General features: G+C 61.9%; 11 protein-coding genes. 8 read left to right on the forward strand and 3 right to left on the reverse strand.

Annotated elements, in window-relative coordinates; translation table 11 throughout:
• Window positions 1-63 precede the first annotated feature (63 nt).
• Window positions 64-909, forward strand: coding sequence for a hydroxyethylthiazole kinase (gene thiM / locus IEX75_RS17450; protein WP_229720928.1), 846 nt, complete (start codon window positions 64-66; stop codon window positions 907-909).
• On the forward strand, window positions 906-1,550 hold the full coding sequence (gene thiE, locus IEX75_RS17455) for a thiamine phosphate synthase (RefSeq protein WP_188796119.1): 645 nt from the start codon (window positions 906-908) through the stop codon (window positions 1,548-1,550). Before thiM ends, thiE begins: the two co-directional genes overlap by 4 nt.
• Window positions 1,551-1,814: 264 nt before the next feature.
• Here thiE and IEX75_RS17460 read toward each other — a convergent pair whose 3' ends face one another.
• Window positions 1,815-3,191, reverse strand: a complete 1,377-nt coding sequence (locus tag IEX75_RS17460) for a GntT/GntP/DsdX family permease (protein WP_229720929.1) — start codon at window positions 3,189-3,191, stop codon at window positions 1,815-1,817.
• Between the two features lie 33 nt (window positions 3,192-3,224).
• Window positions 3,225-3,626, reverse strand: coding sequence for a RidA family protein (locus tag IEX75_RS17465; RefSeq protein ID WP_188796121.1), 402 nt, complete (start codon window positions 3,624-3,626; stop codon window positions 3,225-3,227).
• Window positions 3,627-3,755: 129 nt separating this feature from the next.
• Between IEX75_RS17465 and IEX75_RS17470 the strand changes: the two genes are divergently transcribed.
• On the forward strand, window positions 3,756-5,036 hold the full coding sequence (locus IEX75_RS17470; protein WP_188796122.1) for an amino acid deaminase: 1,281 nt from the start codon (window positions 3,756-3,758) through the stop codon (window positions 5,034-5,036).
• A 56-nt stretch (window positions 5,037-5,092) separates the two neighbouring features.
• Here the strand turns inward: IEX75_RS17470 and IEX75_RS17475 are convergent, their stop codons facing one another.
• Window positions 5,093-5,953: an alpha/beta fold hydrolase gene (locus tag IEX75_RS17475; protein ID WP_229720930.1), complete on the reverse strand. Its 861-nt coding sequence runs from the start codon at window positions 5,951-5,953 to the stop codon at window positions 5,093-5,095.
• Between the two features lie 878 nt (window positions 5,954-6,831).
• Between IEX75_RS17475 and glgA the strand changes: the two genes are divergently transcribed.
• From glgA to treY, 5 genes are all read left to right on the forward strand, one after another.
• The gene (gene glgA, locus IEX75_RS17480) at window positions 6,832-8,433 is read left to right on the forward strand and encodes a glycogen synthase GlgA (protein ID WP_188796124.1); all 1,602 of its coding nucleotides are present in this window, start codon (window positions 6,832-6,834) and stop codon (window positions 8,431-8,433) included.
• 120 nt (window positions 8,434-8,553) lie between these two features.
• Window positions 8,554-10,761: a 1,4-alpha-glucan branching protein GlgB gene (gene glgB / locus IEX75_RS17485; RefSeq protein WP_188796581.1), complete on the forward strand. Its 2,208-nt coding sequence runs from the start codon at window positions 8,554-8,556 to the stop codon at window positions 10,759-10,761.
• A gap of 1 nt (window position 10,762) precedes the next feature.
• A complete protein-coding gene (gene treZ, locus IEX75_RS17490; RefSeq protein WP_188796126.1) occupies window positions 10,763-12,574 on the forward strand; it encodes a malto-oligosyltrehalose trehalohydrolase in 1,812 nt (603 codons plus the stop codon).
• Window positions 12,555-14,561, forward strand: a complete 2,007-nt coding sequence (gene malQ / locus IEX75_RS17495; RefSeq protein ID WP_188796129.1) for a 4-alpha-glucanotransferase — start codon at window positions 12,555-12,557, stop codon at window positions 14,559-14,561. The genes treZ and malQ overlap by 20 nt, the downstream gene beginning before the upstream one ends.
• Window positions 14,558-17,251, forward strand: a complete 2,694-nt coding sequence (gene treY, locus IEX75_RS17500; protein ID WP_188796131.1) for a malto-oligosyltrehalose synthase — start codon at window positions 14,558-14,560, stop codon at window positions 17,249-17,251. The genes malQ and treY overlap by 4 nt, the downstream gene beginning before the upstream one ends.
• The last annotated feature ends 2 nt before the right edge of the window (window positions 17,252-17,253 follow it).

Consider the following 17,253-nt stretch of genomic DNA (forward strand, 5'->3'; position numbering starts at 1 on the left):
CGAGCAATAGTAAAATGTCCGGGCCGGCAGGTACCTACCCTCCCCCTGCAATCGGGGAGGGGCATGTACGGCGCCCATCTGGAAACCCAAAGCCACACCATGACTTCTCCTGTCGTTTCTTCCTGCGGTGAGCTGTTCGACCGCATGCGCCACCAATCCCCCCTCGTCCAATGCATCACCAATTACGTGGCGATGAACTACGCCGCGAATGTGCTGCTGGCGGCCGGCGCATCGCCCGCGATGGTGCACGCGCCGGAAGAAGCGGGTGAATTCGCCGGCTTGGCCGGGGCTGTCACCATCAATATCGGCACGCTCTCATCGCCTTGGCTTGAGGGTATGCATGCAGCGGCCAAGGCCGCGAATGAAAACGGCAAACCGTGGGTGCTCGATCCGGTGGCGCATTTCGCCACGGCGTTCCGTCGCAAGGCGGTAACGGAGCTGTTGGCGTTCAAGCCCACCGTGATTCGTGGCAATGCATCGGAAATCATGGCCTTGGCGGGCGATGCAAGTTCTGGCCGCGGTGTGGATAGCGGGGACAGCGTGGAACGCGCGGAAGTATCGGCGCTGGTATTGGCCCGGAGAACGAGCGCCGTGGTGGCTGTGACGGGCGCGATCGATTTCGTGACCGACGGACACCAGTCCGTGCGCGTGGCCGGCGGCTCCGCGCTGATGCCGAAGGTAACGGCCATGGGCTGTGCACTGACTTGCCTGGTAGGCGCGTTCGCAGCCGTAGCGCCGGCATCGCCGTGGGAAGCCACGATCGGCGCGCTGGCGTGTTTCAGCGTGGCAGGTGCGCAGGCGGCGCAGCAGGCATCCGGCCCGGGTTCGTTTGCATGGCGTTTTATCGATGCGCTGGCCGCGCTGGATAGCCACACCCTGCAAGCGCAAGCACAGATAACGCCGGCATGAAAAAACCGTTCGACCTTTCGCTTTACCTGGTGCTGGATCCGGATCTCTGCCAACGGCATTCGATGGTGGAAACCGCACGCGAAGCCGTTGCCGGCGGCGTTACCGTCGTGCAGGTACGGCACAAGCACGCATCGACCGCCGAACGCATTGCGCTTGCACGCAGCGTAAAAGACGCCTTGCGCGATACATCGGCATTGGTAGTCATGAATGACGACATCGACGCGGCCATCGCTGCCGAGGTCGATGCCGTCCATATCGGCCAGCGCGACATGCCCCCTGCCCTGGCACGTGAGCGCATCGGGCCGGACATGCTGCTTGGCTTGTCCGTCAATGTGGAAAGTGCGGCGCAGGCAGTCGACCCGAGGGTGGTCGATTACGCAGGTATCGGCCCCGTGTTCGCCACCCCCACCAAGCCCGACCACGAGCAGCCGATCGGCTTCGACGGCCTGGCCCGCATCGTGGCTGTCTGCCCCGTTCCTACCGTGGCCATTGGCGGCCTTAAAAGACAGCATGTTAGCGACGTATTCGCAGCAGGCGCGCATGGCCTGGCCGTGGTTTCGGCGATCTGCGGAACACCGGACCCGCGACAATCCGCAGCCAAATTGTGGGCCGCTATTGGACAAGCACATAGCGGCTTGTGAAACGATCGTGAAGGGCCAAAATGCTGCGTAATACCTGACTTTGACACGGCAATATGCGATAAATGGCGCGCCGGGAAGTCAGGCGCCGAGGAGGGGCCCCTCCTCAACATGGATGACCGATGCCCGACCGGGCCGCCGACGAGGCGGCCTGTTTTTATTTTGGGGTTCTGATTTGCGACTCCCCATCCATGACCGCCGCTTTAGTCATCGCCAATTACCTGTAGCGATGGTTGCATCGCGTAACCTGTATCCCAGGCTCGCCGATCACACCACCGCCGAGAGCCCCAAGGTCAATAGCAGCGCCACCACCGAAATCAGCGTTTCCAGCACAGTCCAGGTTTTCAATGTCTGTGTCACCGACATGTTGAAGAATTCCTTCACCATCCAGAAACCGCCATCGTTCACGTGGGAAAGGATCAACGAGCCGGCGCCGGTGGCGAGCACCATCAACTCGGGATGCACCGTGTTCCCTGCGGCTGCGGCGATCGGTGCGACGATGCTGCAGGCGGTGCTCATGGCGACCGTGGCCGAACCGGTCGCAATGCGCAGCAGCGAAGCCACCAGCCAGCCGAACAGCAACGGCGACAGATGCGCTGATTGCGTGGCGGCGATGGTGGCGTCGGATATGCCCGAATCGATCAGTATCCTGCCGAAGCCGCCACCTGCGCCGATCACCAGCAGCACCGTGGCGATCGGCGCGAGGCAATCGTTGCTGAAAGCCAGCACGGTGTCACGGCTGAAACCGCGCCGCTTGCCGAACGTGTAAAAGCTCAGCAAGGTTGCAACCAGCAAGGCCATCACCGAGTTGCCGAATAGCACGAACACGTCGTTGGCCAAGCTCCCCGGCGTGGCGAGCACATCAGCCCAACTGCCGAGCAACATCAGCAGCACCGGCAGCAGGATGGTAAACACCGTGATGCCGAAGCCAGGCAATTCGCGCGATGGATCGTCGGCCTCGAGAAATTGTTTGGCGATGGGATGGTCAAGATCGGCGCAGACGTAGCGGGTGATCAGCTTGGCGAACACGGGGCCGGCGATGGCTGCCGTGGGCAGTCCGACCAACAAGGCATAGACGATGGTTCTACCAATATCCGCGTGATAGGCCGTCACGGCCAGCAATGCGGCGGGATGCGGCGGCACCAGGCCGTGCACGACAGACAAGCCGGCCGCCATCGGCAGGCCGAGCAGCAGAATGGGCGTGCCGGTGCGCCTGGCGATATTGAAAGCAAGAGGAATCAGCAGCACGAAGCCGACTTCGAAAAACACCGGCAAGCCGACGATGAAGGCGATCAACATCATCGCCCAATGCGCACGCCGCTCGCCGAAGGTGGCGACAAGCGTACGCGCAATGCGCTCGGCACCGCCCGATTCGGCCATCATCTTGCCGAGCATGGTGCCCAGTGCAAGAAGCAACGCGATATGGCCCAGCGTGCCGCCAACACCGGCTTCAAACGCCTTCACCAGGCTTTTCAGCGGCATGCCCACCGCTGCGCCCAAGCCCAGTGAGATCACCATCAGCGCCACGAATGGGTTGAGCTTGCGTACCGCGATCAGATAGATCAGCAACAGCACGGCGGCGGCCGCCGCCAACAGTAGCCCGTTACCGTGCAGCAAGCCGGTGGTTTGCGGTGGACTCATCATGTTCTTCCTTGCGAAGAAATCGTCAACAGGCTCTCAGACTTGCACAGGCTTTTTGTACGCCACGCAGTCCACCTCCACTTTGCAATCCACCACCATGCTCGACACCACGCAGGCGCGTGCCGGCGGGTGCGCGCCGAAGTACTCCTTGAACACGCGATTGAACGATGGGAAGTCGCGCGGATCGTCCAGCCACACGCCGCAACGCACGACGTGCTCGGTGCCGTAGCCAGCCTCCTGCAGAATGGCGATCACGTTGCGGATGGCTTGATGCGATTGTTCGACGATGCCGCCGTGAATCACCTCGCCGTTCACCATCGGGGTCTGGCCCGAGACGAACAGCCAGCCGTCGGCGCCAACCGCACGGGCAAAGGGAAGATGCTGGCCGCCGGTGCCGGCACCGCCTTCAACGCCGAATCGCACAATGGAATCGCTCATGGAAAGTCCTCAGGTTGGAATGAAAGCAGGAGAAGCGGTTGATGATGGCGACATGTTCCGAGCGTAGATTCCTGGCTAATATCCGGTCAAACATCCACGCATTGGCCAACGGAATTCAAGACGATTCCCATGCACGACAAAAACTACCAAGCCAGCGCACGCGCATCTGTCGTTGATCCACTCGACAAAGGACTGGGTGCACTGGAAACGCCGTGTCCGCCGGAGGCGATTGCCGCGCACGGCTGGAACCTGCTGCAGGAAGATCTCAGCCTGCCCACCGCCGTGCTGTCGCAATCGCGGCTGGAGCACAATCTCGCATGGATGCAGCGCTTCGCCGACGAATACGGCGCCAAGCTCGCGCCGCACGGCAAGACCACCATGGCGCCGCGCCTGTTCGCGCGCCAGCTCGCCGCTGGGGCCTGGGGCATCACGCTGGCTACCGCGCACCAAACCCGTGCTGCCTATGTGCACGGTGTTCGACGGGTGCTGATGGCCAATCAACTGATAGGCCGCCGCAATATGGCGATCGTTGCCGATTTGCTGGCCGATCCCTCGTTCGAATTTTTCTGTCTGGTCGATTCGCCCGATCAGGTCGAACAACTTGCGGCACACTTCGGCGCGGTGGGCCGCTCGATCCAGGTGCTGATCGAACTGGGTGTCGACGGTGGACGTACCGGCGTGCGCAACGAAGTGCAATGGCAAGCCGTGCTCGATGCGGTCGACAAAGCCAAATCCGCCGTCAAGCTAGCCGGTGTGGAAGTCTACGAAGGCGTATTGAAGGAAGAAGCTGCGATTCGCGATTTGCTGCAACGCGCGGTGAAAGCATTGCATACGCTGGCCCACACCGGCCGCATCGAGCGCTCGCCCGCCGTGCTCAGCGGCGCCGGATCGGCCTGGTATGACGTGGTGGCCGAAGAATTTTCCAAGGCAGACATCGGTGCGCCGCTGGACGTGGTGCTGCGTCCCGGTTGCTATCTCACGCACGACGTCGGTATTTATCGCACCGCGCAAGCGCAAATCGAAACGCGCAATCCGGTGGCGCATCGAATGCGCACGAGCCTGCTGCCGGCCTTGCAGCTGTGGGCTTACGTGCAATCCCTGCCCGAGCCGGAGCGCGCCATCGTGACATTGGGCAAGCGCGATGCCGCTTTCGATGCAGGCTTGCCTTCCCCGGCAGCGCACTTTCGCCCAGGCCAGGCTGCGCCTTCTCCTGCACCGGCGCATTGGGAAGTTACCGGCATGATGGACCAGCATGCCTATATGAACATCGCGGCAGGCGACGATATCCGGATCGGCGACATGATCGCCTTCGACATCTCGCATCCCTGCCTTACCTTCGACAAGTGGCGGCAGATTCCGGTGATCGACGAGGCGTACAACGTCGTCGATGTGGTGCAGACGTTTTTCTGATGGTTCGCCACGCAGGCTGGGGTTCGCGTTGCGCTCTCCCCAACCTGCAGGAGAATTCAAAACACCGGCGGCGGCAACGTCTGCGACGGCGGTGTCCGCACCAGGCCCAGCAAATCCTCGCTCAACATCGCCCCGTGCGTCACAAACAAACCGTGCCCCGCCCCTTCATAAGTCCGTAAAACACTCCCCGGCAACAAATCCGCCGTGCGCCTTCCGTGCGACGCAAACGGCGCAATGCGGTCATGGGTACCATGGATCACCAGCGACGGCAGATTGATCGCCGCGCCCATGTCACCGGTGAAATCCGTATCGGCAAAGGCGCGCACGCAGCCAATCATGGCGATGCGCGAAGCAGGTTCGGCAAGTGACTTGACCCAATCCACCACAGCACGGCTTGCGCCGCTGTCGTCGAACAGCTGATCGACGAACTGATCGATGTAGCTAAAGCGGTCGGCACGGATGCGCGTGCAAATATCGTCGAACTTGGCTTCGTCGGCGCCGTCGGGATTGTCCTTGCTCTTGGCCATGCCGGGCGTCACCGCGCTGACCAGGGCGAAACGCGTCACACGCTGGCCCAGGTGGCGGCTCATATAGCGCACAACTTCGGCGGCGCCCATCGCAAACCCCACCAGGGTTACATCGTGCAAGTCGAGGGTTTCCAGCAGTGCCTTGAGATCGTCGGCGAAGCGGTTGAAGTTGTAGCCGTCGGCGGGCTTGGACGATTTGCCGAAGCCGCGACGATCATAGGTAATCACGCGGCAGCCGCCGCTGGCCAGTGCAAACGCCTGCTCTTCCCACATCGCATGATCGAAGGGGTATCCATGCAGAAGCACGACGGGCGGGCCGTAGCCGATGTCTTCGTAATACAACTCGATCGGGCGCCCCAGACTATCCATTTCGACCTGCAACATGCTCATGGGTTTCTCCTGCCTTCCGATGAAATTAACGTTTCGACCATGAAGAAGTCGTCGCCGCAAGCCACCCAGTCACCTACCTGCACGGCGTTTTCCATCAGCAGAAAAAACCGGTGATCAAGTCTTGCACCAGCTTTTGCGAACGAACCCCAAGGCCATACCAACAATGCTCGCGCTAGCCAGCAGCCGCGTCGTATGGATGCCAATTTCGTTCAACGCGGTAAGCCCCACGACCTGCACTACACCGACCAGCAGGCCAGGTCGCATCATTGGCATTGCTTGATGCAGCAGCCGGCGCATCGGCACCCCACACACTGCACGAGAGCAGTGCCTGCCATGCACATACAGGCAAGCAGACTGATAAAAATGTCTGGTGGGCTTTCCTGCAATTCCTTGGAACGAGAAAGCGCGCTTCATTCACTGCGATGCATGCGTATCGCCACATGTGCTCTGCCCCTCGGCGCAGTCAATTCCGCGTGGGCCGAATTCCAGTCCAAATTTGCCTACGAAGGACACGGCATGTTTTATGTTTTATGTTGTGTGCTTCGTGCGACGCGTTTGCAATGGATTTCCGCCTATACCGGAATGACGCGCGGGATAAGCAGCACCCAACGTGGCAATACCTCCAAGCCGTCATGAACATCACTCAACCGTGCACTGCGCACCGTAAACGTCGCGTGCATGAAAAGTTGTTCAAGCATTCATACCGCGCGCGACAGTGGATTTTTTGCCTGCACATCCGCGACGGTTCGTCTCACCGTCTTCACTTTGCCACATCGTTAGCTGTACGGAAGTTTGATCCCTCGCGCCCTAACCTCAAGCATAAGCACGGCAATCATCGGCGAATCGTCGCCTTGCAGACTTTTTATGAGATCGATTGGATGACTATTCCCAAACCCGTACACAGGACTTCCCACCTACACCGCCACCAGCAACGCGAAGCCGGCACGTACCGGCGCAGATCCGAATTACCTGCCACCGAAGCACGCACCGATCACAACGGCGGCCGCGTGCTGTTCGTCACCACCGAGATGACGGATTTTGTGAAGGCCGGCGGCCTCGGCGACGTTTCCGCCGCCCTGCCCCGCGCCGTGGCTAGGCATCACGATGTGCGTGTGCTGATACCGGGCTATCCGAACGTGCTTGCTGTGGTCGGCAAATCCATGCGCATGGTCGGCAAGACCCGCGGCTACCACAAGCTGCCGGCTTGCCAGATCGCCGAGGCGACGTTGAGCGACGGGCTGGGCGTGCTCGTGCTGTGCAACGCGGATTTGTATGAGCGTGAAGGTTCTCCCTATGCCGACGCGAGCGGTCATGGATGGGCGGACAACGATATTCGCTTCGCCACGCTTTCCTATGCCGCCGCCGAGATCGCGCTGAAGCACGCGCATATGAGCTGGCAGCCGGATCTGCTGCATCTGAACGACTGGCCGTGCGCGCTGGCCACCCATTATCTGGATGGCGAAAGCGAGGCCGTGCCGACCGTTTTGACCATTCACAACCTGGCCTATCAGGGTGTGTTTCCCGCATCCGCCGCAGCGCACATCGGCTTGTCGGCACGCCGCCGCATCGACCACGATCGCCACGGGCGCATCTCGTTTCTGCATGAAGGCATCGCGAAGGCCACTTATCTCTCCACCGTCAGCGAGTGCTACGCCAAGCAGATCACCGAGCCACCCTGCGGTTGCGGGCTGGATGTGTTGCTGCGCAAACGCGCGTCGGAAGGCCGACTGACCGGCATCGTCAACGGCATCGACCACAGTTGGGATCCGCAACATGATCCGGCGCTGCGCATACCCTTCGCCATCGGCGAGTGGGACAAGCGGCACGAGAATACGCAACAGTTGCGCGACGAGCTTGGCCTGCGGCAGCAGGACGGCCCGCTGTTCGCGGTGATCTCGCGCATGGTGCAGCAAAAAGGCGTGGACCTGATCTACGAGGCGGCACCGCAAATCATTGCCGCCGGCGGCCAGCTCGCGCTGATCGGCCGTGGCGACCCGGCCATCGAACACAGCATCGCGCGCTTGCCACGCCGTTTTCCAGGCCGCGTCGTGGCGCATATCGGTTTTGAGGAAGGACTGGCGCGGCGCATGTTCGCCGGCGCGGATTTCCTGCTGATGCCGTCGCGTTACGAGCCTTGCGGCCTGAGCCAGATGTACGCGCAGGCATACGGCTGCCTGCCTGTTGCGCATGCAACGGGCGGCCTCATCGATACCATCGAAGATGGCATCACCGGTTTGTTGTTTCGCGATGCCACCGTGTCGGAACTTCGCCGTTGCCTGCAGCGTGCGTTCCGTGTCTTCGCTGAGCCGCTGCTGCTCAACGCCATGCGCGGCGCCGCCATGCTCGAAAAACACGGCTGGGATGTTCCGGGCCGGCAATACGCGACGCTGTACAGCCGCATCTTGCTCAAACGCCCGTCCGACCCCTCCGCGCAATCCGCACCACCTGTGCGGGAAAAGGATGTGTATGCCCATCTTTAATCAAGCAAGCACAACGATCAGCGCTTTGGCAGAACTCTCCTTTCCGGCTGCGTTCGAGTCGATGATGCACCGATGCCAGGCGGACTCTCCGAAGGCCACAGCGTGAGGGCCGAGACCGGTATGGCCGTGGCGCCGGCGACAAGCGTTGCCGCATGCATTCCCACCGAGGTGCTGCACGCCTTGGATGAAGGACGTTGCGGCACACCGTTCGAATGGCTCGGTCCGCACCGGCATGGCGATGATTGGTACGTCGCCACGGTGGCGCACGGCGCTGCCGCGGTGGAACTCGTGCTGCTACGCGATGGCGAAACCTGGCCGGCGCAGCGTTTCGCCGAAGGTGTATTCATCGCCACGCTTCCGCACAAACCGGAAAACTATCGGCTACGCATCCAGCGGCCGGCCGGCAAGGAAGTGATCGGCGATCCCTACGCTTTCGCTCCCTTGCTGACCGAAGGCACGCTGCGCGCGTTCTGTACCGGCGAATTGCGCCATCCGGGCGACCTTCTCGGGGCACACGTCGTGCACATCAACGATGTGAGCGGCGTGCATTTCTCAGTGTGGGCACCCAATGCGCAGCGTGTGTCGGTGGTGGGCGACTTCAATCAATGGGATGGCCGCCGCCATGTGATGCGCCGGCACGATCACGAAGGACTGTGGGAGATTTTCATTCCCGGCGTGAAAGCCGGCGCGCTCTACAAGTTCGAACTGCTCGACCACAACCAGCACCTGCTGCCTCTGAAAGCCGATCCGTTTGCGCGGCAGACCGAGCTGCCGCCCGCCACGGCTTCCATGGTGGCCGCGCCCTTGTCGATCACCTGGCACGATGCCTCATGGATGGCGCATCGCGCCTCGGTGGATCACGAGCGCACGCCGATCTCCATCTACGAAGTACACGCCACCTCATGGCAATGGGACAAATCAGGCCAGCCGCTTGACTGGCACGCCCTTGCGACGCAGTTGATTCCCTACGTGCAGGCGCAGGGCTTTACGCATATCGAACTGATGCCGGTTACCGAATATCCGTTCGGTGGCTCGTGGGGCTACCAACCCATCGCCATGTATGCGCCCACGGCGCGCCTGGGTAGCCCGGATGCGTTCGCCCGCTTCGTGGATTCCTGCCACGTCGCCGGTATTGGCGTGATCGTCGACTGGGTGAGCGCGCACTTTCCTTCCGATGAACATGGCTTGCGCGACTTCGACGGCACCAAGCTGTACGAGCATCGCGATCCGCGCGAAGGCGTACACCAGGACTGGGACACGCTGATCTATAACTACGGCCGTCACGAAGTGCACCAGTACCTGCTCGGCAGTGCCTTGCACTGGATGCGCCACTACCACATGGATGGCCTGCGCGTGGATGCCGTGGCCAGCATGCTGTACCGCGACTACAGCCGCCCGGAAGGCGAATGGATCCCCAACAAACATGGTGGGCGCGAGAACCTGGAAGCCATTGCATTCCTGCAGGCACTCAACGAAACCGTCGCGCGCGAACAGAGCGGCGTACTGGTGATTGCAGAAGAATCCACGGCATGGCCCGGCGTCACGCGCCATGTCCATGAAGGCGGCCTGGGGTTCAGCTACAAGTGGAACATGGGCTGGATGCACGACAGCCTGGAGTACATGAAGCGTGATCCGCTGTATCGCCGCTATCACCATCACGATCTTACCTTCAGCCTGGTCTACGCCTGGTCGGAGAAGTTCCTGCTGCCGCTCTCGCACGACGAAGTGGTGCATGGCAAGGGTTCGCTGATCGCACGCATGCCGGGCGATCGCTGGCGCCGGTTTGCCAATCTGCGTGCGTATTTCGGCTTCATGTGGACGCATCCAGGCAAGAAGCTCTTGTTCATGGGCGGCGAATTCGCACAAGACCGCGAATGGCATCACGACCGTCCGCTGGACTGGCATCTGCTGGATGATCCGCTGCATCGCGGTGTGCAGCAGCTGGTGGCCGATCTCAACAGCCTGCTCGTGCATGAGCCAGCCCTGCATCGCTGCGATCACGAGCCGGAAGGCTTCCAATGGGTGATCGGCGACGATACGCATGCCTCGGTCTATGCGTATCTGCGTTTCGGCGGCGAAGGTGTTCCGCCCATTCTGGCGGTGTGCAACTTCACGCCGGAAGTGCGCCGGAATTACCGCATCGGCGTGCCCGAAGGCGGCATGTGGCGCGAGCTGTGCAATACCGATAGCAACCATTACGGCGGCTCGAACGTAGGCAACGGCGGGCTGATTCATGCCGATTCGCAAGGCTGCCGTGGCATGCCGTGTTCGTTGAATCTGGTGTTGCCGCCGCTGGCGACACTGATTTTGCGGCCGGAGAGGAGCTGAGGTGCAGTTCAACCCCGTCACCCGTAAATCGCCCGCCACCGCCTGCCATGACTGCACCTACGGTGCGCAGACACTCAACGACGGCACCACGCGCTTTCGTGTATGGGCGCCCCGCGCCGAACGTGTCGACCTGGTCATTGACGATCTCAACGTTCCGATGGAACGCGATGCCGAGGGCAACCACTCGCTGTTGATCGAAGTCGATCCGGATACGCGCTATCTCTTCCGCATCGGCGATCGCCAGGTGCCAGACCCTGCATCCCGCGCCCAGCCTGGCGGCGTGCTCGGTGCAAGCATGGTGGTCGACCCGTATGACTACGTCTGGAAGTGCAATGACTGGAACGGCATACCGTGGCATCACGCAGCCATCTGCGAACTGCACGTGGGCGTGATGGGTGGTTTCGATGGTGTGTGCCAGGCGTTGTCCCGCTTGGCGGGCTGCGGCTACACGGCCATCGAGTTGATGCCGATCGCTTCGTTCCAGGGCGATCGCAACTGGGGCTATGACGGTGTGTTGCCGTACGCGCCGGATGCATCCTACGGCACAATCGCCTCGCTCAAGGCGATGATCGATGAAGCGCATCGGCTGGGCGTGGCCGTGATCCTCGACGTGGTCTACAACCATTTCGGCCCGGTCGGCAACGAGCTGCCGAGCTACGCGCCGGAATTCTTCCGCGACGACGTGCACACGCCATGGGGTGCAGCCATCGATTTCCGCCAGCCGCAAGTGGCGCGCTACTTCATCGACAACGCGCTGATGTGGATCAACGAATACCGCTTCGATGGCCTGCGCCTGGATGCCGTGCACGCCATCCAGCCCCAAACCTTTCTGGAAGAACTGGGCGCCGCCGTCCGTCGCGCCTGCTTGCCGCACGGACGGGAGGTGTGGCTGATTCTGGAAAACGAACACAATGCCGCAAGCTTGTTGCGCGGCGACTACAACGCACAGTGGAACGACGACGCGCACAACGCGCTGCATGTGCTGCTCACCGGCGAGCACGAAGGTTATTACGCCGACTTCGCCAAGCATCCCACCCATGATTTGGCCAAGGTCTTGTCGGAAGGCTTCGTGTTCCAGGGCCAGCTCGATCGCCGTGGCATCGCGCGCGGCGAACCCAGCCAGGATCTGCCGCCCACCTCGTTCGCGCTGTTCTTGCAGAACCATGACCAGATCGGCAACCGCCCGCTGGGCGAACGGCTGACTTGCCTGGCGAATGACGCGGATCTGCGCGCGGCCATGGTGCTGGTGGCGCTCAGCCCGATGATCCCGCTGTTTTTCATGGGCGAGGAATGGGGTTGCCGCACGCCGTTCTATTACTTCACCGATTACGAAGGTGAACTCGCGCAGAAAGTGCGCGAAGGCCGGCGCGAGGAGTTCGCGCATTTCTCAGGCTTCACCGATCCGGAACGGTGCGAACGCATTCCCGACCCCAATGCACTCGACACCTACGCCGCGTCCATACCGCGCGTGGAAGACAGCATGCTGGCACTGGCGTGGAAGCGCTGGTTCGCCGGCCTCCTGCAATTGCGCAAGCGCTATCTGGCCGATCGCCTGGCCGCGCGTTGCGCGCTCGGTTGCGACGTGCTGGGTGAAAAAGCGCTCTATGCGCGCTGGCGGCTGAGCGACGGCCACCATTGGGAAATCGCCTTGAATCTGTCGAATCGCGATGTCTCGCTGCCGCGCGACTCGGCTACCAAGGTGTTGTGGATCGAGCCACAGGGCGCGATGGATGCGCTCGACCACGGCACACTCGCCGCGCATAGCGCGGTCGTCATGGTGAGGGAGCTTGAAGGTGAGCGATTCATCGCTTGAAACCCTGGCGCATGCCGCCGGCATCGGCACTCGTTGGACGGATGCCTACGGGCAGGCTCGATCCCTGTCGAACGACACCCTGCATGGCCTGCTCGATGCGATGCAATGGCCTTCCCACGATGCGGCAAGCCGTGAAACGAGCCGAAAGTTGATCGAGGAACGCGCCAACAGCGTACCTGCACTTATCACCGCCGACGTGGATGAGGTGTTCGACTTGCCGCAAGCGGTACGCCATGCGGCCTCCATCACCGCTTGCGACGAAGCGGGCGAGGAGCACGCGCTGGTGATGCTTGGCGATGGCAAATGCCGCGCGCCCGCACGCCATGGCTATTACCAGCTCGGCATCGGACCGAATCAGCTGGTGTTGGCGGTAGCGCCGCGGCGTTGCTTCGGCATCGGCGATGCATTGGGCATGCAAAAACATCGAGCCTGGGGTCTTGGCGCGCAGGTTTATTCGTTGCGTCATTCCGCCGACGGCGGTGTGGGCGACAGCCTTGCCGTGGCGCAACTGGCCGACACCATCGGCCATGCCGGTGGCGATGCGTTGGCGCTCAGTCCCGTGCATGCGATGAGTCCCATCCGCACACACAGCAGCCCGTATTCGCCATCGCATCGCGGCTTTCTCAACTGGCTACATGCCGACGCCACGCAGGTGCTGGGTGCATCGGCCCTGCAAGATGCCATCCGGCAAAGCGATATCGCATCGATGTGGCAACAGGCGCAACAAAACACACGGGTCGACTGGCCACAAGCATACGCCTTGCGTCGGCATGTCTTTGGCTTGCTGCATAGGCAGCTCCCTCGCGCGCCACAGAGCCTGCGCGATGATCTGGCACGTTTCACGGCACAAGGTGGCGATATGCTGCGCCAGCACGCGCTGCTCGCAGCACGGCAAGCCGAGGCGGCATCGCGAAGTGAATCCACCGCATGGAAGCAATGGAAAGAGGATTGGCGCGATGAAGCCGTTACGCGCCACTTTGCGCAAACGCATGCAGCTGGCGTGGATTTCGAGATCTTTTTGCAATGGCTTGCTGCGCGCAGCTGGGACAAGACCTGTGCGCTGGCATACACCGCCGGGCAGCGCATCGGCTTGATCTGGGATCTTGCCGTCGGTTTCGAAGCCGGCGGCAGTGAAGCATGGGCATGGCGCGAACACGTGCTGGACGGGCTGGAACTGGGCGCGCCGCCCGATGCGTTCAATCCCGATGGGCAGCGCTGGGGCGTTACCTCTTATTCGCCATGGGGATTGAAAACCAGCGGCTTCCGCCCCTTCATCGAACTGCTGCGCGCAAACATGGCACGCGGCGGCGGCATCCGCATGGATCACATCATCGGCTTCCAGCATCTATGGGTGTTGCCGGAAGGCGGGTCCGCTACCGAAGGCGGCTATATCCGCCAGCCGCTGCAGGATCTGCTGCGCATGACGGCACTGGAATCCTGGCGGCACCGCTGCATCGTGATCGGCGAAGATCTGGGCACGGTGCCCGAAGGTTTGCGCGATGTGCTCGCGGCCCGCGGGGTGTTGGGCATGGATGTGCTGTTGTTCACGCGTGACGAAAATGGGGATTTCCTGTCGCCGAAGTCATGGCGCAAGAATGCGGTGGCGATGACGACGACACATGATTTGCCGCCGCTGGCAGGGTGGCGGGAAGGTGTGGACATTACGGAGCTTGCGAAGGTGCATCGGTGGGGCGGCGATGAACTTCGTCAACGCATGCAGATGCGTGAACAAGATATCGCACGCTTGGATGTTGCCATGGGAGGGGCGTGGCATACGCGCTATGTCGACTATCTCGCCCAAACACCGTCGCCCTTGCTGCTCATTCCCCTCGAAGACGCCCTCGCCCGCAAGGAACAACCCAATCTCCCCGGCACTATCGACAGCCATCCCAACTGGCAGCACCGTTTGCCGGAAAACGCCGTCGAAACACTGCAACCCGTGTTGCTATCCATCGACAACAGCCTGAAGCAGGCAATGCCCGCATGAACGAGTTGCTCGCCACGATCCGCCTGCAGCTCAACCACGAGTTCGATTTTCTCGCCGCGGCCGAGCATGTGCCTTATTTCGCCGCGCTTGGCCTCAGCCACGTGTATCTCTCACCCATCGCGATGTCGCGGCCCGGCTCCATGCACGGCTACGATGTGATCAATCCGATGATCGTGAACCCGGAACTGGGCGGCGAACCGGCGCTCGCCAGGTTTATCCAGACCCTGCACACCCATGGCATGAGCGCGATTCTGGATATCGTGCCCAACCACATGGCGGCCGATGTCGCCAATCCGTGGTGGAACGATGTGTTGGCGATGGGGCGTGCCAGCCGCTATGCGCATTACTTCGACATCGACTGGCACGCACCGCATACGAGCGGCAAATTATGGTTGCCCATCCTTGCCGTGCCCTTGGAGCAGACGCTGGCACGCGGCGATCTGCAGGTGGAGCGGCACGTGGGCGGCACGACAATTGCGCTCAGCGTACCAGGCACCAAGCTGCCGATTTCCGAGCAGAGCCTGCGGCTGCTGTTCGATTTGGCCGATCAGGGATTGCCGCGCTTCAAAAACGCCAGCGACGCCATCGATGCTGTGCGGCTGGCCATGCAGGACAAGAGCCTGTATGCGCATATCGATCATGCCATCGCCCAGCTGCATGCCGACAAGGCGTTGATGCGCCGTTTCCTCGACTTGCAGCATTACCGGCTCGCATGGTGGCGCAGCGCTAGCCAGGTGATCAATTACCGGCGTTTTTTCGACATCGATTCGCTGGTGGCACTGGCTACGGAACGCGACGACGTGTTCGACGCCGTGCACGCCCTGCCCTTGCGCCTGATCCGCGAAGGCATGATCGACGGCCTGCGCATCGACCATGTCGACGGGCTGACCCAGCCGCGCGATTACCTGCGCAAATTGCGCTTGCGAGTGGATCGCGCCGCGCGTATCGATCCGCGCCAGCCAGCGCGCCGCATCACGTTGCATGTGGAGAAAATCCTGGCGCACGACGAAACGCTGCGCGACGAATGGCCGGTCGACGGCACCACCGGCTACGATTTCATGAACCAGGTAAGCGCATTGCTGCACGACAACCACGGCCGTGCGGAACTTGCCCCGGCGTGGGAAGCGCTGACGGGACGCTCACAGCACTTCGGCAACGAAGAACGCAGGGCCCGCCGCGATATGTTGGACGCCCCGCTTGCCACCGACCTCGCCCGCTGCGCACGTGCGCTCAGCCGTTTTGTGGCGGATACGCCCGAGTCCGGCGATGTCACGCCCTGGGCCCTGCAATGTGTCGTGAGCGAAGTGCTGGAACAGATGCCCGTGTACCGCACCTACCTGGGCACCGGCACCGCCAGCGATGAAGACCGCCATACCTTGGAGCACGTGTTCGAGCGCGCAACGAAAGATGGCGCCCCCGATCTCACCGCACACCGCGCGTACTTGCGGCAATATCTGCTGGAAACCAAGGCGCGCTGGTTGAACACGCTTTCCGAGCGGCGCCATCTGCAGATGGCGCGGCGCCTGTTCGAGCAACTGTCCGCAACCTTGAATGCGAAGGCAGTGGAGGACACGGCGTTCTATCGTTATGGCGTGCTGCTATCACGCAACGAGGTCGGCAGCGATCCGCGCATCATGGCGATCGATCCGTACCGCTTCCACGTCCTCATGCAGCAGCGCGCCCATGCGTGGCCCCGCTCGCTGCTTGCTACCGCCACGCACGATCACAAGCGCGGCGAAGACGTGCGCGCCAGACTCGCCGTGCTCAGCGAACGCGCACGCTGGTTCGCCGACCAGGCGAGCCGCTGGATGACGGAACTGGAAGGTCCCAACCGCCCTTCCCATGGCGCACTATGGATGTTGCTGCAAACCCTGCTGGGCGCATGGCCGTTGGATCTGCAACCCAACGACGAAAACGGATTGAAGGCCTTCGCAGAGCGCGTCGAGGCATGGTTTCTGAAAGCCGAGCGCGAAGCCAAGCTGGATACCCGATGGACCACGCTCAACCCCATCTACGAAGAAGCCTGCAAGGCGACGGTGCGGGATATTCTTGTTTCGCCACGTTACGCGCACCTGCGTGACAGCATTCACGCTGCCGCGCACAGCCTTGATGCACCAGGCGCGCTGAATGGTCTCGCCGCGGTTGCATTGCGGCTGACCGTGCCTGGCGTTCCCGATCTGTACCAGGGCACCGAGTATTGGGACCAGTCGCTGGTGGATCCGGACAATCGTCGCCACGTCGATTACGATTCGCGCAAAACCAGTCTCGACGGCAATCTGCTGCCTGATCCATTGCTGGCAGAATATCGCAATGGCTTGATCAAACAGCAGTTGATTCATCGCCTGTTGCGCGCCCGCCACCGCTGGCCGGAATTGTTCCTGCGCGGCGGCTATGAGCCGCTGCAAGTGACCGGCTGGCGACGCGACCACATCGTCGCGTTTCTTCGTCGCCATGAAAACCATCGCTTGCTAGTGGCCGTGCCGAGGCTATGCGCCGAAAACATGGTGAATGACGATCGCCCCATGGTAGACAAGGATTTCTGGAGCGATACCGCCGTGATCTGTCCCGCCGATGACGGCGCCTGCACCTTCACTGATTTATTTACGCATCGAACACACCAGGACGGCTCCCAGGGGTTGTCCGTACCTATGCTGTTTTCCGAATGGCCTGTTGCCGTGCTGCTCTCTTGAGT

The sequence above is a fragment of the Dyella nitratireducens genome (assembly GCF_014642835.1).
Classification (GTDB): Bacteria; Pseudomonadota; Gammaproteobacteria; order Xanthomonadales; family Rhodanobacteraceae; genus Dyella_B; species Dyella_B nitratireducens.